The 18584-nt window shown below is 36.3% G+C and carries 23 protein-coding genes; 17 read left to right on the top strand and 6 right to left on the bottom strand.

The window, feature by feature from the left end:
- The first annotated feature begins 395 nt into the window (after window positions 1–395).
- From FYJ25_RS04705 to FYJ25_RS04670, 8 genes are all read left to right on the top strand, one after another.
- Window positions 396–2009 (top strand): DNA primase family protein, encoded by a 1614-nt coding sequence (locus FYJ25_RS04705; RefSeq protein ID WP_154580665.1) that lies wholly within the window; start codon window positions 396–398, stop codon window positions 2007–2009.
- 273 nt (window positions 2010–2282) lie between these two features.
- The gene (locus tag FYJ25_RS04700; protein ID WP_154580664.1) at window positions 2283–2867 is read left to right on the top strand and encodes a hypothetical protein; all 585 of its coding nucleotides are present in this window, start codon (window positions 2283–2285) and stop codon (window positions 2865–2867) included.
- Window positions 2868–2955: 88 nt separating this feature from the next.
- Window positions 2956–3927 carry a replication initiation protein gene (locus FYJ25_RS04695; RefSeq protein ID WP_154580663.1) on the top strand — a complete coding sequence of 324 codons (972 nt, stop codon included), beginning with the start codon at window positions 2956–2958 and terminating at the stop codon, window positions 3925–3927.
- 161 nt (window positions 3928–4088) lie between these two features.
- Window positions 4089–4922, top strand: a complete 834-nt coding sequence (locus FYJ25_RS04690) for an ArdC-like ssDNA-binding domain-containing protein (RefSeq protein WP_154580662.1) — start codon at window positions 4089–4091, stop codon at window positions 4920–4922.
- 15 nt (window positions 4923–4937) lie between these two features.
- Entirely contained in the window at window positions 4938–5132 is a 195-nt protein-coding gene (locus FYJ25_RS04685) for a hypothetical protein (protein WP_154580661.1), read from the top strand.
- 409 nt (window positions 5133–5541) lie between these two features.
- A complete protein-coding gene (locus FYJ25_RS04680; protein WP_154580660.1) occupies window positions 5542–6153 on the top strand; it encodes a hypothetical protein in 612 nt (203 codons plus the stop codon).
- Between the two features lie 322 nt (window positions 6154–6475).
- Entirely contained in the window at window positions 6476–7177 is a 702-nt protein-coding gene (locus FYJ25_RS04675; RefSeq protein WP_154580659.1) for a hypothetical protein, read from the top strand.
- Window positions 7178–7235: 58 nt separating this feature from the next.
- Window positions 7236–7631 carry a hypothetical protein gene (locus FYJ25_RS04670; RefSeq protein WP_154580658.1) on the top strand — a complete coding sequence of 132 codons (396 nt, stop codon included), beginning with the start codon at window positions 7236–7238 and terminating at the stop codon, window positions 7629–7631.
- Window positions 7632–7727: 96 nt separating this feature from the next.
- On the opposite strand, the gene FYJ25_RS04665 is transcribed toward FYJ25_RS04670, so the two are convergent.
- Entirely contained in the window at window positions 7728–7937 is a 210-nt protein-coding gene (locus FYJ25_RS04665; protein ID WP_154580657.1) for a helix-turn-helix domain-containing protein, read from the bottom strand.
- Between the two features lie 529 nt (window positions 7938–8466).
- On the opposite strand from FYJ25_RS04665, the gene FYJ25_RS04660 reads away from it, so the two are divergent.
- Together FYJ25_RS04660 and FYJ25_RS04655 are read left to right on the top strand one after the other, a co-directional pair.
- A complete protein-coding gene (locus FYJ25_RS04660) occupies window positions 8467–9405 on the top strand; it encodes an Ig-like domain-containing protein (protein WP_154580656.1) in 939 nt (312 codons plus the stop codon).
- Window positions 9406–9627: 222 nt separating this feature from the next.
- Window positions 9628–10485, top strand: coding sequence for an Ig-like domain-containing protein (locus FYJ25_RS04655; protein WP_154580655.1), 858 nt, complete (start codon window positions 9628–9630; stop codon window positions 10483–10485).
- 125 nt (window positions 10486–10610) lie between these two features.
- On the opposite strand, the gene FYJ25_RS14975 is transcribed toward FYJ25_RS04655, so the two are convergent.
- Entirely contained in the window at window positions 10611–10811 is a 201-nt protein-coding gene (locus tag FYJ25_RS14975) for an HNH endonuclease (protein ID WP_205677380.1), read from the bottom strand.
- Window positions 10812–10979: 168 nt separating this feature from the next.
- Window positions 10980–11177: a helix-turn-helix domain-containing protein gene (locus tag FYJ25_RS04645; protein ID WP_154580653.1), complete on the bottom strand. Its 198-nt coding sequence runs from the start codon at window positions 11175–11177 to the stop codon at window positions 10980–10982.
- Between the two features lie 469 nt (window positions 11178–11646).
- On the opposite strand from FYJ25_RS04645, the gene FYJ25_RS04640 reads away from it, so the two are divergent.
- The 3 genes from FYJ25_RS04640 to FYJ25_RS04630 are packed head-to-tail and all read left to right on the top strand — an operon-like array spanning window position 11647 to window position 12948.
- A complete protein-coding gene (locus FYJ25_RS04640; RefSeq protein ID WP_154580652.1) occupies window positions 11647–12120 on the top strand; it encodes a hypothetical protein in 474 nt (157 codons plus the stop codon).
- Window positions 12104–12412, top strand: a complete 309-nt coding sequence (locus FYJ25_RS04635) for a hypothetical protein (RefSeq protein WP_154580651.1) — start codon at window positions 12104–12106, stop codon at window positions 12410–12412. Before FYJ25_RS04640 ends, FYJ25_RS04635 begins: the two co-directional genes overlap by 17 nt.
- Before the next feature lie 14 nt (window positions 12413–12426).
- Window positions 12427–12948 (top strand): hypothetical protein, encoded by a 522-nt coding sequence (locus FYJ25_RS04630; protein ID WP_154580650.1) that lies wholly within the window; start codon window positions 12427–12429, stop codon window positions 12946–12948.
- A 135-nt stretch (window positions 12949–13083) separates the two neighbouring features.
- Here FYJ25_RS04630 and FYJ25_RS04625 read toward each other — a convergent pair whose 3' ends face one another.
- The 3 genes from FYJ25_RS04625 to FYJ25_RS04615 form a co-directional block, all read right to left on the bottom strand.
- Window positions 13084–13692 (bottom strand): recombinase family protein, encoded by a 609-nt coding sequence (locus tag FYJ25_RS04625; protein ID WP_154580649.1) that lies wholly within the window; start codon window positions 13690–13692, stop codon window positions 13084–13086.
- A 114-nt stretch (window positions 13693–13806) separates the two neighbouring features.
- The gene (locus FYJ25_RS04620) at window positions 13807–14400 is read right to left on the bottom strand and encodes a hypothetical protein (RefSeq protein WP_154580648.1); all 594 of its coding nucleotides are present in this window, start codon (window positions 14398–14400) and stop codon (window positions 13807–13809) included.
- Window positions 14401–14418: 18 nt separating this feature from the next.
- On the bottom strand, window positions 14419–15828 hold the full coding sequence (locus FYJ25_RS04615) for a hypothetical protein (protein WP_154580647.1): 1410 nt from the start codon (window positions 15826–15828) through the stop codon (window positions 14419–14421).
- A gap of 1040 nt (window positions 15829–16868) precedes the next feature.
- Between FYJ25_RS04615 and FYJ25_RS04610 the strand changes: the two genes are divergently transcribed.
- From FYJ25_RS04610 to FYJ25_RS04595, 4 genes are read left to right on the top strand one after another with little or no spacing between them, the layout of a single operon-like run.
- Window positions 16869–17096 (top strand): hypothetical protein, encoded by a 228-nt coding sequence (locus FYJ25_RS04610; protein ID WP_008705329.1) that lies wholly within the window; start codon window positions 16869–16871, stop codon window positions 17094–17096.
- On the top strand, window positions 17089–17307 hold the full coding sequence (locus FYJ25_RS04605) for a hypothetical protein (RefSeq protein ID WP_008393122.1): 219 nt from the start codon (window positions 17089–17091) through the stop codon (window positions 17305–17307). The genes FYJ25_RS04610 and FYJ25_RS04605 overlap by 8 nt, the downstream gene beginning before the upstream one ends.
- Window positions 17304–17501, top strand: coding sequence for a MerR family transcriptional regulator (locus FYJ25_RS04600; protein ID WP_024853999.1), 198 nt, complete (start codon window positions 17304–17306; stop codon window positions 17499–17501). The genes FYJ25_RS04605 and FYJ25_RS04600 overlap by 4 nt, the downstream gene beginning before the upstream one ends.
- Window positions 17502–17503: 2 nt before the next feature.
- Window positions 17504–18583 carry a site-specific integrase gene (locus FYJ25_RS04595; RefSeq protein ID WP_024854000.1) on the top strand — a complete coding sequence of 360 codons (1080 nt, stop codon included), beginning with the start codon at window positions 17504–17506 and terminating at the stop codon, window positions 18581–18583.
- Window position 18584: the final 1 nt, after the last annotated feature.

Genomic DNA, 18584 nt, shown 5'->3' with positions numbered 1-18584 from the left:
CATAAGTTTGTAAGTTTTGGCAATAGACGAACTTTTCAGAATGTTTTATAATCATGGCATAGTCAAGAGAGAGAAAGAAAAAAGCTGCTTTTGATGATACAACTAAATAAAAACATCTGAAAGATTTCGTACAGTGAAACCATGTGTGCCCCTCAGTCCCGCATGGTGGAGTTTTAGGACTGTGGTGTGGTGACAGCAAGTAGTCAGAAGTGTCACAAACAATGGATTATATATCGAAAGATATAATTTTTGAAATAGACTTGAAATAGACTTTGAATTAGAATTTGGACGGGCAACAGATGTAGAAGATTAGGATGAGTTTCTTATGCTATCTCTACGTTTGTTGCTCGTCCTTTTTTTATAAATATAGAAATTAAGAAAGGAAGGTATCCATTATGGATAATAAAACAGTTACTATTCCACGTAATATGAATGAAATTATGCGAGAGGTGATTGGTGATTACATTAAAACAAATCCTGTTTTGCCAGAAGAAGAGGAAATGGAAGCAGAATGTTTGATGAATCTTAGAAATGAAATTGCGATGTATAATTGTTATACATCAAAAGATAATAAACTCAGGATTCCAGTAGTTTTGTCTGACTGGGGAATTGCACAGTTGTTACTGAAAAAGTATCACATTGTAAATGTATGTTTTGATGGATTGGCAGAATCAGCTTATAGTCCTCTTGCAATTTATATCGAGGATGGAGAAAAAGCTGGGACATACTCTATGGATGAAAATGATTTAAAGAAAATTATTGTGAGGCTTAATAATTCGATTACACAAAGAGGAATCAATGAAGTTTTAAATAAAATCAAACTCGATGCATCAAATGTATATCCTTGTACAGAACCAAATCTGATTGCGGTCAACAATGGAATCTTTGATTTTGATACAAAGACGTTGCTGCCATTTACACCAGATAAAGTGTTTCTTACGAAGTCGAAAGTAAATTACAATCCAAATGCAAAGAATATTACGATTCATAATCCTGATGATGGTACAGATTGGGATGTGGAAAGCTGGATGAATGATTTATCTGATGATAAGGAAGTTGTAGAGGTTCTCTGGCAGATTTTAGGTGCTATTATCAGACAAAATGTACCATGGAATAAATCTGCATGGTTTTACTCTGAGTCTGGTAACAATGGTAAAGGTACTTTATGTGAACTGATGAGACAGCTTTGCGGTGAGGGAAGTTACAAATCTATTAAACTTGAAGATATGGGAAAAGAATTTTTGTTAGAACCGTTGGTTGGAGCATCTGCAATCATTGTAGATGAGAACGATGTTGGTACATATATTGATAAGGCAGCAAATTTAAAAGCGATTGTCACAGGTGATGTCATTCAGATTAACAGAAAGTTTAAGCAGCCGATTTCATTTCGGTTTAGAGGATTCATGGTACAGTGTTTGAACGAGATGCCACGCGTCAAAGATAAGTCGGATAGTTTTTTCAGAAGACAGCTTTTCATTCCATTTACAAAGTGTTTTACAGGGGTTGAAAGAAAATATATCAAACAGGATTACTTAAAACGTACAGAGGTACTTGAGTATGTATTGTACAAAGTATTGAATATGAATTATTATGAGCTTTCTACACCAGATGTTTGTAAGGATGCACTGGAAGAATACAAAGAATTTAATGACCCAATCTTGCAGTTTGTCAATGAAATTCTTCCGCAGTTGCAGTGGGATTTAGTGCCATTTACATTTTTGTACAGTCTGTACAGAGCATGGTTTGATAGATACATTCCATCCGGCAGTCCACAGTCACGAAATACATTTATCAAAGATTTGTTGATTGCATTGAAAGATAATGATATGTGGGAATGTAGTGACAAAAATGCAAAAGTAGCTTCTGCAAATCGCATGGACAAACCAGAATGGCTGATTGATGAGTATAAGTTAGAAGACTGGTACAGTCAGACATACAAGGGTGCTGATAGAGCGAAGAAATGTTGTCCATCATTGAAAGCAAGTTACAGAGGTATTGTTAGAAAATAGAAATATAAGTATAAAATGCCGGGGTGACCGGCATTTTATACCATTTTTTATGAGATACAGGAAATGTGGATGAAAAGTGGTACGCTGAATGTAAAGGCTGGCACTGGATATACCACTTTTTAAAGAAATACCATTTTTTTAAGACTAAGTGTATAACAGAAATAAAAAATATAAATATGATATAACATTGTAGCTAAAAAATGGTATTGTGGTATTTTTTGTATCATCCACTTTTTCTCTGTAGAACGGAAATTTTTATTGGAGGAATTATACATGATTATTTTAGCAGATACAAAGCAGAAACCGGGTTATCACCCAGAAGAGGATGCGTTACAGAAAAACGGTCATTCACTGGTGAGACTTAAATTGCCAGTAGGAGATTATTGTGTTATGACAACTCGGTGTATGGATATGTTTAAGAATCGTGAACATGAAATTTACACAAGCAATAAGTTTTTTGACACACATAAGAGTAAGAATATCAAGTTACAGCCACAGGATACATATGGTACGTATACAATTAGTGTTGATGTAAAGCAGGACTGTAGAGAACTGCAATCTAATTTGTTGAGCGGCAGATTTGGACGTAGATACCGCTTTGAACGAGAATGTATGAGAGCCAGAAATATGGGGGTAAAACTTTATATTGTGATTGCAGATGATGCGGTCAAATGTGAAGAGGATTTTAGACATTTAAAAAAATATGGTAGTGAGGAAGAGTGCGGTCAGGAGATGTTGAACAAGATGGAGGATTTTGTAAAAAAATATGGCTGTACATTTCTGTTTACGACAAAAGACAGACTTCCATCAGTGATTGAGCAGATTCTTATGGAAGAACAGTTACCTTGGGCTGTGTAAAAAGCGAATAGAAAGAAAAGTTACTGCATTGTAAGATTTTCTGATATAATCAATCCTTAGAAGAAAACCATGTGTAAGGATGTGAATTATGGAAAATTTACGATGCAGTAATGTTATTCAATCTTCTGTTGCAATGAGAAAACCACTTGTAAAGGCTTTGAAAGAAGTATTTCCCAAGATGAGTTTAATGCAGATAAAGTTATTCTTTATCCTGTTAGAACATATAGACTGGCGAAGCAAAGTACCTTATCAGTTGGTTTTTATCGACAATGAGGTGGCAAAATACAGATTAGAAAGAAAGGATAAAACACCATCTTCTTTTGCCGGAGTGATGCGTAGAGAGTACAGAAATATTATATCACTCAGTAAGGTAACAGTGAAAATATACGGACAGCCTGAGATTACAGATTTTTTATTTACAGGAGTGTACGCAAATAATGACTTTACTGTAGTTGCATTGAATCCGGCATTTATAAAGTATTTTACCCATGTTGACAGAGTGACCGGGGCAAATATGAAACGAGATTATTTCCAATATTCTGTAGAGGACATTATGAATTTTACATCGAAAAACAGTCTTTGTCTTTATCTGGAATTGCGAACTAGACAAAAGTATGATAAAACGCTGCATATGCCTGTAAATGCGGTAAATACTGAGGTAAGGTTTCATACAAAGAATTTAAAAGAGGTGTTCGGTCTTTCCAAGTCTGACTACACACAGACGATAGATGGAGTACAGCATTTTAACAGAACGTCTTTTGAGAAAAAGGTATTGCGACCAGCATTACAGGAGACGAGCCAGAGCAAGATGATAAAGATACTGCCCCCAATACAAGATGAGTGTGGAATACATGAAGAACTGTTCAGGAAGACAAAGTATAATAACAGGATAAAGTATTATTATATTCATTTTCTGACACGGGAAGAAATTTTTATTGAGCAGGAGGGGCAGTACATAGACAAAGAAAAACTGAAAGAGATTCAGACTAGATTTTATTCTTTGTATATGAATAATAAGAAGTTTATTCGCTTTGTGGAGGAAGTGGAACAAATAAAATAATCTTTTTGTCATGATATGTTTATGAATGATTTAGCCCCAGAGTGTATTGCCAGATGCTCCGGGGCTTTTCTCTTTTTTAATCCTTGAATAAATGCTGCTATGGCAGCATGGCGAGTGCGTATATAGATATAAAAATTCGCACATTGAAAAGGAGATTTGTTATGACAAGAAAAGAACAGTTACAGGAAATCGAAGAACGCTTAAAAAATGGAGTAGAAGAATATTTTACAAGTGAGAAATACGCTTCTTTACTTAGAATCATGAGTAAATTTCATAATTACAGTTTTAATAACTGTATTCTTATTGCTACACAATGTCCACAGGCATCCTTTGTCACTGGATATAGTAACTGGAAGACATCTTTCAATCGTATTGTAAAGCGTGGGGAAAAGGCTATCCGCATTATTGCCCCATGCCCGTATACAAAAGTAAACGAAGAGACAGGAGAAGAAGAAAAGCGTATTTTCTTTCGTACTACATCCGTATTTGATTTATCACAGACTATACAGATTCCGAATACAGAAGAAGTACAATTTGGCATTGAAGAACTTACAGGTAATGTTCCTGACTATGAAAGACTATTAAATGCCATTATCGCCACTTCTACGTGCCCGGTAAGCTACACGAAACCTAAAGGTAGTGTAAAAGGTTACTATGCTCCATTAGAGAAGAAAATTGTTGTTTGTGAGGGCATGAGTGAATTGCAGACGATTAAGACACTTCTGCATGAAATTGCACATTCTCTTCTTCACAATCCAGAGGAAATGGAAGAAAGAAAAGTTCGGAGAGATACAAAAGAAGTTGAAGCTGAAAGTACAGCCTTTATCGTTGCGACACTGTTAGGACTGGATACCAGTGATTACAGCTTTGAATATATTGCCGGATGGAACGGCAAGGACAATCTGAAAGCATTGAGTGCAGCCATGAAGCAGGTACAGGATACCGCAAATCAGATGTATGACAATATTATACAGCAGTTAGACCGTGTAGCATAGAAAGGACATGAAGCTATGAAAACAGAAAAATATATAAGGATAATCACTTCATTTGCCCGGATGTACGGTGTAGCAGAAACATTAAAAGATTTACCATTTCGTAATCAGGAAGAAACATATCTATTATTTTCAGCTTGGGCGAAAGAGTATATGAAAGAACCTGATACAGATATGGTAGCATTTTTTGAAAAGAAAATAAGTGAATTGTGAAAGAGATACTGAGGATAAAAAAGCATCTTGATTTTATATTTATATGGATGTTACAATCAGAACATCAATTACCCGAAGGATGCATATTTCATGTTTATGATGAAATACAAAAACATGGACATTGTGAATGTATGTTTCCAAGGATAAGAATTACAGATACTGGATACAAGAAAAGAATCTTGTGTTCGGTATCTTTTTTGCTCAAAACATATTATTTAACACCACATATGACCTCACCACGAGCATAAATTCATCATTCTGTAAAATCCCCTGTTTTTCTGAAAAATCTTTACTATGCATTCATACAGCACCTTAAACAACCATCTTTCTTTTTTCTTTGTATTGCCAGTTATCCATCATCTGTTCTATAATAAATATATTCATAAGACGAAAGAGAGGTTATTTTATCATGCCAGATTGTTGTAAATTAGGACATATTTCAGAAAAACGTGTGAGATATTATGATGATACAAAGAAGTATTCTATTGCATTTGCGGATGTGGAAATATCAGATGGACGAATTATTGAGCAGGGCATCATTTATTTCGATGAAAATCTTGTTCGCAAAGTAGATGACCATTGGTTTGAAGTAGACCTTTGTCAGGATACATATTGTATGAGGGTCTCACATGAAACAATAGAAGTGAGTCGTCAGGCTCTTATACAGTCCCGTTTGCGGTATTTTCACAATTCATATTATGTATTTTCTGTTTCTCCAAAAGTTGTGAAAGAAAGTGGTTTGGCTGGAACTAAAAAAGTGTTGTTTGATTTGCCAATCAGATTCTGGGATGAGGCTGAAAGTAAAAATTGTTCTGTAACTGTTGGTGTCGAAAAGTTCATTATACAAAATTATCAGAATCGTACGATAATAATATTGGGTCGAAAAGAGAATAATGCAAAGGTTAAATTTGCATATCAGCTTAAGGATGGCAGCTGGAAAGATGAGACCGTGTCAGCCGGACGTTTTTGGTATCTGGTAAAAGAGTCCAAAGAGAAGAAAAAAGAGCTTGGTTTGTATTAGTGTTACGTGCAAAAAATTGATATTGTATATAATGTACTCTTCTAAGGATAGCAATACTGAGGACAAGAAAAATCTTGTTTTCAGTATTTTTTTTGTTTTTTGCGTAGCGATAGTTTGATGATAAGAGGGAAAAGAAGATAAAGTGTTTGATGGATTGATATAAATAAACATAAAAGTTGACTAATAGTAAACTAATAGTTCGCTTAATTTGTTTGTAACGATTATAAAATACGATTTAGTATACTTATCAAACAAGCCTATTGCAACGCATAAAAATTCTGATATAATGAACTCATCAACAAGCAGAAAGGAAGTGAAACAAATGCCAGCTAAGGCAAAAACCCCAAATGAATTGGCGGTCATTGTTCGAGAAAATCTTAAACGGTTGACAGCAAACACCAGATACCCGAAAGCCACGATTGCAGATGTGTGTCACGTCACACGAGGAACTGTATCACACTGGTTTTCAGAAACCAAACCTAAACTTCCATCTATGGAATGTTTAATAAAAATTGCAGACTATTATCAGATTATGGTTGATACATTGCTTACAGAATCCGGTGATAAATATATGCACAGAAGATTCCAGACTTACAGCGATGCATTTACAATCCTGATGGACTTCATTAGAGAGGGCATCATAGAATCGAAGGACATCAACAACCGAATCTTACGTGAGTTATGCACCATGTATGATGAAGCAATCAATAGTTTTGCCATCCCTGATGTAACTATCAGTGAATGGGTAAAGGACATTGTAGCAAGGTTCTGTATTGAGATGCCAAATAAAGAATCCATGGGTGATGAAATCTTCTACTTAGATGAAGTTACAGAACAACTGTATGAAGGTGGTCGTGGTATTCGCACTATGGACAAGCTGCAAACCCTTGAAAATCTTGCAAAAGCATTAGCCAACAAAAGAATTATCAAAGAACAAATTCAGGCAATCGAAGCAGGCGAAGAAGCAAAAAAAGACCCTGAAATTCAGGGAATCCTCTCCAAATTATACAGAGATGATAAATAATTTTGACAACTGAATATTTAACATATAAAAATTTTCAAATTATACGGAGGTATTTAAAATGACAAAAACAGATAAAAAACAGATTATGGAAAATATGAGAGCTGCTGCAAAAAGAAATGGAAGAAAAGCAAGCTTAGGAATAGTAAAATCTAATACAAGAGATATAGTAGAACAGATTTTCATGTACAAGATGCCAAAAAAAGAACGTGAAGAAAAAATGTACAGCAAAGAATTTCTGGAAAAGACAGAGAAAATTTCACAGGAAGTTGTTGAAAAATATGGACTGGACAAAAACTGGTACAGAGCAAGACATTTTTGGAGCGAAGTCAAGTACATGATGGAAGCATTTCTGACAAGAGAGGATGCTATCGAATTGTATGAGAATCCAGAAAAGCTGAACGAACTTTTCGACAATGCTGCAAGAATTATTGATAGCATATCCATTATTGATTGATACAAAGAATAAAGGTGCAGGAGTTAAATCTTCTGCACCTTTTTATAATGAAAAATATAGCGTTGGGAACAGAGGTAAGTTATCTGTTTTCCAACGCTATATTTTTTCTGGTGGAATATATTCTAATATATCAGATACGCTACAATTCAAGATGCTACATAAAGTATCTAATGTGGTTGTAGTAATCGGTTTTCCATGCTTCATACGATGAAGTGTATTAGCTGGAATACCGTGTTTGAAAATCAGAGCATATTCCGTGATATTTTCTTTTAAAAGTGTTTCATAGAATGGCTGGTATGAAATCATATAATGATACTCCTTTTAAAATAGAGTATCATCAACAATAGATTGAGTATGCTAAATGAATTGAGTATAAATAAAACATAAGTAAACGAACAAGAAACCCCTCAGAGTTGCAGCTCTGAGGGGTTTCGTTTTGCTTATGGGAATTTACCAGTTTCCTTAGCTATGTTTATTATATACCAGAGCAGAAAAAAATCAACTAAGAAAAAGAAAGATATTATTTTTGTTGTTATACAGAGGAAAAATGGAGAAGAAAATACCACAATACCAGTTTTTAACTACAGTGTTATACTATATTTATATTATTTGTTTTCTTTATACACTTAATCTTAAAAAACTGGTATTTATTAAAAAAACTGGTATATCCAGTGCCAGCCTTTATATTCAGCGTACCACTTTTATACCATTGTACCATTTTTACGCTGTATTATGTCTGTGATTTATTGACGATACCCAATGTATTGAGTATAATCAAGAGTATAAAAAATAAGCGACCGGGTGTTGATGCACTTGAAATTAAAGGAGGAAAATCATGAAAAAAAGTAAATTTCTATCGCTGTTAATGGCTGTAATGCTTGTATTTTCCAGTGTATTTATTGGAACAGCATCACCTGTACAGGCGGCAACTGCAAAATCTGGTAAGGTTGCTGTAACTGTTCCAAAGACTACACTGTGTGTTGGAGACAGCAAAAATAACAGTACACCGATTACTGTAAAGTACAAAAATAAAAAAGTAACAAGTGGCATCAAATACAGTACGAGCAATAAAAAAATCGCAACTGTAAAAAAAGGTAAAATTATTGCTTCAAAAAAGGGTACGGCAACTATTTCTGTAAAATACAAAAATAAAACCTGCCGTTTCAAAGTCACTGTAAAAAATGCATCCCTTAATTTAAGCCAGAAATCATTATCTTTGAAGAAAGGTAAGACATATACTTTTAAGGCATATGCAAATAAAACAAAATTGAAGGCAACTTCTGTAAAATGGACAACAAGCAACAAGAAAATTGTTTCTGTAAATAAAAATGGAACAATCAAAGCACTCAAAAATGGAAAGGCAGTTATTACAGCAAAAACAAGTTTCGGGACTGCTAAATGTACAGTAACCGTATCTTCTAAGCCTCATCAGCACACTTGGGTTGACCATACAGCTACGAAGAAGGTGCCACGTACCGTGCACCACGATGCTGTGTACGAGGATGTTACCATCCCTGCTGTAACCAAGCACCAAGTTCAATGCATGAACTGTGGTCAGTGGTTTGACAGTAAAGATGACCTTTACTGGCATTTCATTGATGCAGATGGTGCCTGCGGCAACTACTGCTATGGTGCTGAACGTGATGTCGTCATCACTCCTGCACACACTGAGCAAAAGCTTGTCAAGGAGGCTTACGACGAGACTGTCTACGATACGCAGACTTACGTCGACTACCAGGAGTGCACTGGTTGTCACGAGCACAGGCAGAAGTAAGCACTGTCCGCAGCACCACTTCAACTGAATAAGGGAACCGTACTTACCTACGGTTCCCTTTTCTCTATAGTGGAACTACTAACAGAATTTGCTAACAAAATCACTAAAGCTTCGCAAACACGGTTTGCTCATAATGTAAACTGCCAACAAAACTTGTCAACAAAAACACTAGAGTGAAATAATACCATCACTCACCACCATACCTAAGGAGGTTAATTCATCATGAAAAAAATTCTCTATAGCATTATCACCATCATGCTTGTAATGAGTGTGATGGTATGCGGAACCAACACAACAGCATATGCTGCCACAAAATCCATTAGTGTAAAGACCAATAAATCCACTCTTTACATTCTTGACTCTGCCAACAATAAGGCAAAACTTACAGTGACCTATAATGGCAAGAATGTCACTAAAGCTGCTAAGTACAAGTCCAGTAACAGCAAAATTGCCAAAGTGAATAAGAATGGTGTGGTCACTGCTGTAAGACCAGGTACTGTGAAAATCACCACTAAATACAAGGGTAAATCACGTACCACTAAGGTTACCATCAAGAAGGCAAAGCTGTCTTTAAACAAGAAGACCATAGAACTGAGCCGTGGACAAAAGTTCACACTCAAAGCATTCGCAAACAAGAGTGGTATCAGTAACAAGAACATAAAATGGACTTCAAGCAATAGCAACATTGTATCCGTCAATAAGAATGGTGTTCTCACCACCAAGAAAAATGGTACTACAACCATCTCTTGCAAAACCACTATTGGAAAAATGTCAGCAAAAGTGGTAGTGAAAAACACCAGTGCCAGTGCTACCACACAGGAAAACTCTGGTCACACACATCACTGGGTCACAGTGGAAGACACTGAGACTATCCCAGCTATAACTAAGCACCAAGTTCAATGCATGAACTGTGGTCAGTGGTTCGACAGTAAAGATGACCTTTACTGGCATTTCATTAATGCAGATGGTGCCTGCGGCAACTACTGCTATGGTGCTGAACGTGATGTCGTCATCACTCCTGCCAAGACTATTATCACAGGTACACACGAAGAATGTGATATTTGCCATGCTCGAAGATAAGTGTGACACTTAACAACAAAACCAAAAATGAGAGTAGTCAAAATTGGCTACTCTCATTTTTTTCAACAAAATCTGCCTCACTACGTTTGTAAAAGTACATACTTAAAACAAATCTTTATCAAACACTACATTTTATTCGACTTTCTTCTATTACAGGTCCGACACAATGTCTGTAAATTATACTCTACTGTCTTGCCACCCTTCGACACTGGAATGATATGGTCTATCTCAAGAATAATGTCAGGGTTTTTATAAATATTATCTCCACATATCTGACATGTATAGTGGTCTCGTTTCTTTATGTACTCTCGTAGGGCAGGTGTCATTTTGCTACGCTGACGTTTTGTAAAATTAGACTTAGACATAGCATTAGTGAAAAGGTGACAGTAACGTTTGATACAGATAGTGGATTGTGTAAAAGAGGCATATTTTGAAAGTCATATATCCGATTCAAGATGATTTCTATCTAAAAAGTTATATCATATTTATAAATTCTATTTATCTTCTACAAAAGAATATTCAAATCGAAGTCCAAGAGCTTCTGCCATCTTTTCATATTCCTTTAATTTAAAACCGCCACCGTTGATGCGTTGACTAAAGGCACTTTGGGTCATGCCGATACGCTTTGCAAGTTCAGTTTGTGTGATTCCAGCTTTGACACAAGCTATCGTGATGAATTGTTTTTCTGTCATGATGATTTCTCCCCTCTCAAAATTATTATTTAACCTAATATTAGTATACAAAAAAGCAAATCAGATTGCAATATTAAAATTAGAAAAACTAATAGTATATCAATGATATACAATAAAAAAATAGAATAACTAATATTTTATTAGAATTTGGTTGACGGATATAAATTTATATGCTATCATAAAGGCAAGTAAGAGATATACAATTTAATAGTGACGTTCACGAATTTCCAATGTACAGATAATGTGCATCACCCGGTTCTCATGCCAGTCGGGTGTAAAGGATACAGGCGTATGAACAGGGTTTGGGGATGCATACCAACGGACAGAAGCATATCCCCCATAAGCGTGTGGATAACACATGGCGACGAACAGCGGTGAGCAGATAGGAATATACAGTAGTGCAATATTATGTAGTGCTGTGCCTATCTGCAAGCCGCTGTTTTTTTAGTTCAAAGAAAGGAATCAATACATGATGAATCAGAAATATGCATTACAGAAAGTATTTCTCAATATGGATGATGGAGAATTTTTATATCCAGTATCATTTCATGGACGGTATGCAGTAGATGAATTTATGTATAATGCCCGGACACATTTTCGCAGATTATTCCGGGTACAGAGAATGTCGGAACAGGAGCTTGCGAACTGGCAGACTATTATAGAACGACATTTAGGATGCACCTCGAAAGAGCTTGATTATGGGGAATATGAGTGGTATAGCGTGGAAGTTCTGGCTTATTGCCAAAAGAATAATCAGAGAAAATCTCTTACGGACATTACAGCTTTACCTGATATTATCCCGGAAGATACAGAAGCCTTACGGTGGTTTGCATACAATATCTGCAATGTGCCGGAGGATGAAGTAAATTATTTTGCAACAGTAGACGAACTTATGAAATCAATGAAAAATATGGAGGAAAAAAACCATGAAAAAGATTATTAATGGAAAGATGTACAACACAGAAACAGCAAAAGAAATTGGCAGTTGGAACAATGGACGTTATCGTAGTGATTTTTATTATGTTGGTGAAACACTTTATAAAAAGAAAACAGGAGAACTTTTCGTTTTTGGAGAAGGTGGGGCTGCATCACGTTATGCAGAAAGATGCGGTGGAAACTCTACTTGTTTTGGAGAAGATATTATTCCATTGTCATCGCAGGATGCGAAAGAATGGGTAGAACGTAAACTGGATGCAGATGCATATGTGGAACTCTTTGGTGAAGTAGAAGAATAGTGGAGGATTGTAAAATGAACGAAAGAAATCAGGGAACAGTTTTTATTGATAAGAAAACTGGAAGAGTAAATACAGGCTTGGTGATTTACAATAAGAACTGGGCATACTGGGTAGACCCTCACGAATCATGGACTCATTTGTTGAGAATTGAAGAATGGGATTATATGCATCTGGCAGAATGGCAGAAAAAGATTCAGGAACAGAATAAAAACGTAGGTAATTATTACACACTGGGTAAAGCAGGAATTTCAAAAAAAGAAGTGCAGGTCAGTGTGGATGAATACAGATGGTTTACAGCGGAAAAAGTAGCAAGAAAAGCTGGTGTACCGGGAAAAGCAGACAAAAATATCTGGCATTTTAATTATGAATTGGGTTATACATTACCCGATAATGAACTGGATGCTTTGAAATGGTTCGTATATGATGTTTTCGGATTGCCGGGAACAGAAGAATGTAATCAGTTTTCCAGTTGGGAAGAGTACAAAGAGAAAACCAATCCATTAAGTAAGTATTACAGAGAGCGTTTCGGATGGTAATAAAAGTTTGGTGTAGAGCAAAAAGCTCTACACCATTTTTTTAAAGAGAGGTCTTATTTGGTTGCTACACCCCCAAGCCCCTGTGGAATCAACAAATGAAGAAAATAAAATTTCCCTCATTTATTGATTTTAAAATTAGCAAACGGTCATTGTATCATAGGCAGGTCTTACAGATGCTTCATTTTTTTTACGGTATCTGACAAGCGTTCTGGCTGAGATGCCTGTCATTTCTGCCACTTCTTTATAGCTGTGGTCGTTCAGGAGCAACATAGCGTGTTCTCTTTGAGCTTTGCTGAATTTAACAGGGCGACCTTCACGATAAGTTGGGTCATGTTTTCTTTTATATTCTCGTCCGTTCTGCATACGCTGAACAATGGTATTTCTTTCAAGTTCTGCAAAGGCAAGCATTACTTGAAGCATAGCTTTTCCGATTGGACTTTTTGCATCTACCATTCCCATATCAAGTGGATATACCGTGATACCACGGTCGGTCAATTCTTTCACGACAGTATAGCCATCATGAGCATTTCTAGCCAGACGGTCTAATTTGCATACAATCAAAGTATCCCCCTCGGTGATTTCTGACAGAAGATGTTCAAATTCTGTTCGTTCCATGGTACTTCCTGACTGAATGTCCTGAAAAAGTTTCTGGCATCCATGCTGTGTTAAAATTCGTTTCTGGTCTTCCAGTGATGTTCCATGTTCCTGTGTTTTAGTGCTTACTCTTATGTATCCGTATAACATTTTGCATTCCTCCTTGGATTTTTTATCATTTACTTATGGCTAAGAGTTATGACATAGGCAAAACCCTTGATTTTACGTGAGTGCTTCACCTATGCCATATATTGAAATTTTTGACTAAAGGGACATTTCTTCTGAAACCCTTGGATTTTTACCGCCAGTTTGTACACCGCCACCAGAAGTAGCAGAGCCTTCAACATTTGGCAAACGTCTATAACGCATCGTAGTAGAGGTAATACGTTTTCTTGCACGTTCACGAGCTTCTAAGAAAATATCATAAACATCCTTACGTTCCACCGGGTTACCAGCCAAATCACGTTTTACCACCTTGGCTCCCAGTCCTTTAAGAAATTCTGTGCAAAAATCATCACATTCCAAATACTGTTCTACCAGAACATCCAGTTTATGGTCTCTCTCCAAACTTTCTAATTCTGATTTATGAGACAGCTTGGCAATCTGAACATCTTTCTCTAAAAGCTGTAATTCTCTTTTTTTTTCATCCAGTTGTGTAATCAAATCCTGAAGAACAGCAGATAATTCATCCTGTTTATCTTTCAGTTCCTGATATTCCATAGTTGCCACACTTACGTTATTCTGGACAATGCTATATTCTACATTTTTTGCTTTAATATCAGTCAACAAGTCGTTTCGTTTTTTGAGTAACTGCTGACATTTTAATTCCATCTGTTTTACATTCTGTTCAGTTGTCATAATATAAATCCTCCTGTGTTAATCTACAAAATTGTGAGTATCCTTATTTGACGTAGAATCCATAGAATTATAGAAAGTATCTGCTTCATCCTGATAGGATTCTTTCATCAAAGAAAGGTGTTGCTTATGTCGTTTTAATGAGTGACGGTACATATCGTAATAAGGAACTTCTTTGATAGAACCATCTTTGGAACGATATTTTTTGTTTCCCAGACTTTTCAGAAAAGTAATAAAGTAGTCAGGGGCTTCGTGCATTCTTTTTAAAAGCTCGTCAAATTGTTTCATTTTATCTTCCCAATCCATACGGTTTGATAACATACCCTGAAAATTCATAATGCGTGATGAGAGAACATCCAATTCTTGTTCTTTCTGTTTTTTCTTATCATCTAATTCTAAAAGTTGTGATTGAAGAATTGTTTTTTCCTGTTTTAAAGAACTATTTACCTGAATAAGAGAAGTCTGTTCGGATGTAAGACGTTCCGTTTCCTCTTTCATTAAATCACTGTCTAAAGTCAGTCCTTCATTTTCAAGAGATAAAGTAGTATTTTGAGATTTAAGAATCTCAGTACGTTCCATTTCTTTTTGAGTATCCTGTTCTGCCACTCTAAGTTGCTGTACAATCGCTTTTCTTTTATCAAGATTATGTTGTACATCGATTCTTGGTGTATCTTCGATTTCAATACCATGCGAACGGACAATTTCAATCCATTTTTCTCTTGCCAAGGAATCAAAAGTCATTTTTCGATTGTTGTATCTTTTGGGAATAGATGTAAGGGGCTTGTTATCTTCTCCAAGAATCAGATTACCCTCAATATCATGAATATATTGTTCGGGAAGTTCTACACCTGCCATTGCAAGAGCTTTTTCCTGTCCAAGTCTTCTGTTACCATTTTCATCTACATAAGACCAAACACGGCGAATGTGTGCTTGCGGCACTTCCTCGGCAAAATGTTCAGCAACATCTAAAATTGTAAATGGATTTCCATGAGAATCGTTCCATTCATTTTGCCATGTAAGCCATTCCGTAAAACATTCATGAAATGTTTCCATATCAGGGTGTCCAAAGGAATCCCCAATCTGCACATAACATTCCTCTGGGGCATTTTGCCGGAGATACATCCATTCTTCCATAGATTTTACCTTTTCGGGATGTCTGTTTTTTACATATTTTGCGTTGGTTTCGGCAAGTTGGTGACCGTAATTTTCTTTATAATGCTGTAATTCAGCATCCGCAAAGCTGGTATAACCTTTGTCATAGTAGCCATAAAATTTTTTATCTACACAGTTCCAATAGCGTTCATGTTTCAATTTAGACATGATAATATTATTTGCGTGAGCTACATTGAATTTTCTATCATTATGTTTTGGGTCAAATGTTTTGCCATCAGAATGTGCCCGACCTGAGTGCATAGTCAATTTATTGCTCATTGGCTTTCGTCTCCTTTCTTCCAAAATTCAATGTAATGTTATTGCTGCCACAGGGTAACAAATATTATCCCCAAATATTTGTTACTTGCGTCAGGCAATAACACCGTATGGCATAGCGAAACGCTATACCCGGTGCTCTTGCCAGAGGGGCTGCCTTCGGCACGAGTCCTGTGGACGCTTGCTGCCATTTTTGTTTATAATTCGATATACATTCTTTATATTATAATTGTACTAGATATTGAAAATAACGCAAATCTTGCAAAATTATGGCAGTGTGAAGACAGTACCCAGTAAGGGTTTTATGGAGATGCAAATAATTAATAAAAATTTAATATTTTTATAAATATGATATGACACTATAGATAAAAATGGTGTTGCAGACATGCCATAATATTGATATAATGGCAGAAGAAAATAACACTATGTTTGTTCGCAAACCTTATTATTCAGTTTTTTGTAAAAATGAATAATCTATACACTTTAAGGTTCTGAATCTACATAGTAGGTTCGGAGCCTTTTTTTGTGGGAGAAAAGAGGTTTTGTGGGGGGAAAGTAGTTCACTTTTACTGGATAATAGAAAGTGCGAAAAAGTGGATAATGGAGTGTGTTAATGAACAGAAAAATCGCGGAAAAGCCCATAAATAAAGGCTTTGCGGGGTGTCGAAAAGACCAAATGGAGTGCAAATGGAGTTTAAAAATTATTTTTTTCTCTTGTTTATATTCCAGATTCACCTGCAAATTTCGTGAAATCGGTTATTCTCATAAAATAAAATTAGAGTAAATATGAAGAACAGTTTGTTTTGATTGAAGTGATTTTCGTCAAGGCAGACTGTTTTTTTGTTGCCTGCATTTAGAAAACAGATACCACAGAAAGGTTCTTTACTTTCGATGAGCTTAAACTCCATGACACAGTAATCACACTGATGGAGAATTAAAAAACAAGAAAATTTGATAAATTTCGGAAAATGATGTCCGATTTTGCATCTGCCAGTACAGAGTATATGAAGAGATAAATATTCAAAACACAGGAGGTACTGATTATGCAGAATAAATTATTTTTAAAGGCAGCCGATATATGTGAACTTCTGGAAGTAAAACAGACATCGGCTTATGAAATCATCGGAAATCTGAACAAGGAACTGGAAGAACAGGGCTACCTGACGCTTAGAGGAAAAGTTCCGACAAAGTATTTTGTGAAGCGTTTCTACGGAGTAGAAGATACTTGTGAGATTCCACAGGAAGAGGGAAAGGAATGGTTTCATGCGTAAGAGAAAAATGTATTTATCAGTGGAAGACATTGCAGAACTCTTTGGATTATCAGTTTCGTTTGCTTACCGGGTAGTGGAAAGAATGAATGCCGATCTGGCAAGCAAGAACTATTATGTGATTCTCGGTCGGGTGCCAACCCGCTATGTAGAGGACAAGATCTATGGTCTGGAACATGTTGAGCAGTATTTGAAGGAGGATAAAGCGGTATGAGTATGATGCAGGAAAAAATGTATATGGATGTGGATGATGTGTGTGCAATTCTTGGAGTTTCAAAAACTTATGCATATAGTCTGATGCGAGAATACAACAAAGAATTGAAGGCAAAAGGCTATATTGTAGTAGCTGGAAAAATCTCTACGAAATTCCTGGCAGAAAAGATTTATGGCATGAAAGTCGAGGATTAGCAATGGGGGTTTACAAAGAAGGAAAAAACTGGAAAGTACAGGTCTATTACAAAGACTGGCAGGGAAATCGGAAAAGAAAACAGAAAAGAGGATTCAGGACCAAGGGTGAAGCTAAGGAATGGGAAAGAGATTTCCTGCAACAGCAGAGCCAGGGTGTGGATATTGAATTTGGAAATTTTCTGGAGATTTATTACAAAGATATGGATGTCCGTCTCAGAGAAAACACTATGTACACGAAGCGATATATTATTGACCTGAAAATCAAGCCTTATTTTGAAAAGAAGATTCTCAGTGAAATTACGGTGGCAGACGTCCGTGCATGGCAGAATGAGTTGCTGACGTATAAGGATAAGAATGGAAAAGGATATTCTCCTACTTATCTGAAAACAGTGAACTGCCAGCTGACTGCAATCTTCAATTATGCAATGCGGTATTATAACCTGCAGGATAATCCCTGCAGGAAGGCAGGAGCGATTGGCAAGAGTAAAGGAGAACCGAAGGACTTCTGGATGCAGGAAGAGTTCAATGCTTTTCTGGAAACAGTAAGTGATAAGCCGGAGACAAGAATGGCGTTTCTTTTGTTGTACTGGACCGGAATGCGTATCGGTGAATTGCTTGCACTTACTTATAATGACATCAATCTTGAAGAGAAAACCATATCAATCAATAAATCTTATCAGAGACTGAAAGGAAAGGATATGATCACGCAGCCGAAAACTCCAAAGAGTATCCGTGTGATTACGATGCCGGATTTTCTTGCAGAGGAATTTAGGGAGTATTGCAGTCATTTGTATGGAATTATGAAAAAGGAAAGACTTTTTCGGTTTACCAAATCGCATATGGAACATTGTATGGCTACCGGAATCGAGCGGTCTGGTGTAAAGCGGATACGACTTCATGATCTCCGCCATTCCCATGCCAGTATGCTGGTTGATATGGGGGTGGCTCCATTGGAGATTGCAGAACGCCTTGGACATGAAAAGGTGGAAACCACGTTGAACACTTATTCACATCTGTATCCGTCTACACAGAGTAAATTAGCAGGTTTGCTAGATAAGAAACATGAGGAAGAGGAGGAATAAG

This window comes from Anaerobutyricum soehngenii, from assembly GCF_009697165.1.
In the GTDB taxonomy this organism is placed as follows: Bacteria; Bacillota; Clostridia; order Lachnospirales; family Lachnospiraceae; genus Anaerobutyricum; species Anaerobutyricum soehngenii.
Note: the sequence above shows the minus strand (reverse complement) of the source record. Positions and strands in the feature narration are given on the sequence as shown.

Bases quoted from the DNA above. Each gene is read 5' to 3' on its own strand.
- FYJ25_RS04600 (WP_024853999.1), top strand. From the start codon at position 17,304: ATGAGTATGATGCAGGAAAAAATGTATATGGATGTGGATGATGTGTGT.
- FYJ25_RS14975 (WP_205677380.1), bottom strand. From the start codon at position 10,811: ATGACACCTGCCCTACGAGAGTACATAAAGAAACGAGACCACTATACA.
- FYJ25_RS04655 (WP_154580655.1), top strand. From the start codon at position 9,628: ATGAAAAAAATTCTCTATAGCATTATCACCATCATGCTTGTAATGAGT.
- FYJ25_RS04705 (WP_154580665.1), top strand. From the start codon at position 396: ATGGATAATAAAACAGTTACTATTCCACGTAATATGAATGAAATTATG.
- FYJ25_RS04640 (WP_154580652.1), top strand. From the start codon at position 11,647: ATGATGAATCAGAAATATGCATTACAGAAAGTATTTCTCAATATGGAT.
- FYJ25_RS04700 (WP_154580664.1), top strand. From the start codon at position 2,283: ATGATTATTTTAGCAGATACAAAGCAGAAACCGGGTTATCACCCAGAA.
- FYJ25_RS04680 (WP_154580660.1), top strand. From the start codon at position 5,542: ATGCCAGATTGTTGTAAATTAGGACATATTTCAGAAAAACGTGTGAGA.
- FYJ25_RS04635 (WP_154580651.1), top strand. From the start codon at position 12,104: ATGAAAAAGATTATTAATGGAAAGATGTACAACACAGAAACAGCAAAA.
- FYJ25_RS04625 (WP_154580649.1), bottom strand. From the start codon at position 13,692: ATGTTATACGGATACATAAGAGTAAGCACTAAAACACAGGAACATGGA.
- FYJ25_RS04595 (WP_024854000.1), top strand. From the start codon at position 17,504: ATGGGGGTTTACAAAGAAGGAAAAAACTGGAAAGTACAGGTCTATTAC.
- FYJ25_RS04660 (WP_154580656.1), top strand. From the start codon at position 8,467: ATGAAAAAAAGTAAATTTCTATCGCTGTTAATGGCTGTAATGCTTGTA.
- FYJ25_RS04630 (WP_154580650.1), top strand. From the start codon at position 12,427: ATGAACGAAAGAAATCAGGGAACAGTTTTTATTGATAAGAAAACTGGA.
- FYJ25_RS04615 (WP_154580647.1), bottom strand. From the start codon at position 15,828: ATGAGCAATAAATTGACTATGCACTCAGGTCGGGCACATTCTGATGGC.
- FYJ25_RS04645 (WP_154580653.1), bottom strand. From the start codon at position 11,177: ATGACAGAAAAACAATTCATCACGATAGCTTGTGTCAAAGCTGGAATC.
- FYJ25_RS04665 (WP_154580657.1), bottom strand. From the start codon at position 7,937: ATGATTTCATACCAGCCATTCTATGAAACACTTTTAAAAGAAAATATC.
- FYJ25_RS04675 (WP_154580659.1), top strand. From the start codon at position 6,476: ATGCCAGCTAAGGCAAAAACCCCAAATGAATTGGCGGTCATTGTTCGA.
- FYJ25_RS04695 (WP_154580663.1), top strand. From the start codon at position 2,956: ATGGAAAATTTACGATGCAGTAATGTTATTCAATCTTCTGTTGCAATG.
- FYJ25_RS04605 (WP_008393122.1), top strand. From the start codon at position 17,089: ATGCGTAAGAGAAAAATGTATTTATCAGTGGAAGACATTGCAGAACTC.
- FYJ25_RS04620 (WP_154580648.1), bottom strand. From the start codon at position 14,400: ATGACAACTGAACAGAATGTAAAACAGATGGAATTAAAATGTCAGCAG.
- FYJ25_RS04685 (WP_154580661.1), top strand. From the start codon at position 4,938: ATGAAAACAGAAAAATATATAAGGATAATCACTTCATTTGCCCGGATG.
- FYJ25_RS04690 (WP_154580662.1), top strand. From the start codon at position 4,089: ATGACAAGAAAAGAACAGTTACAGGAAATCGAAGAACGCTTAAAAAAT.
- FYJ25_RS04670 (WP_154580658.1), top strand. From the start codon at position 7,236: ATGACAAAAACAGATAAAAAACAGATTATGGAAAATATGAGAGCTGCT.
- FYJ25_RS04610 (WP_008705329.1), top strand. From the start codon at position 16,869: ATGCAGAATAAATTATTTTTAAAGGCAGCCGATATATGTGAACTTCTG.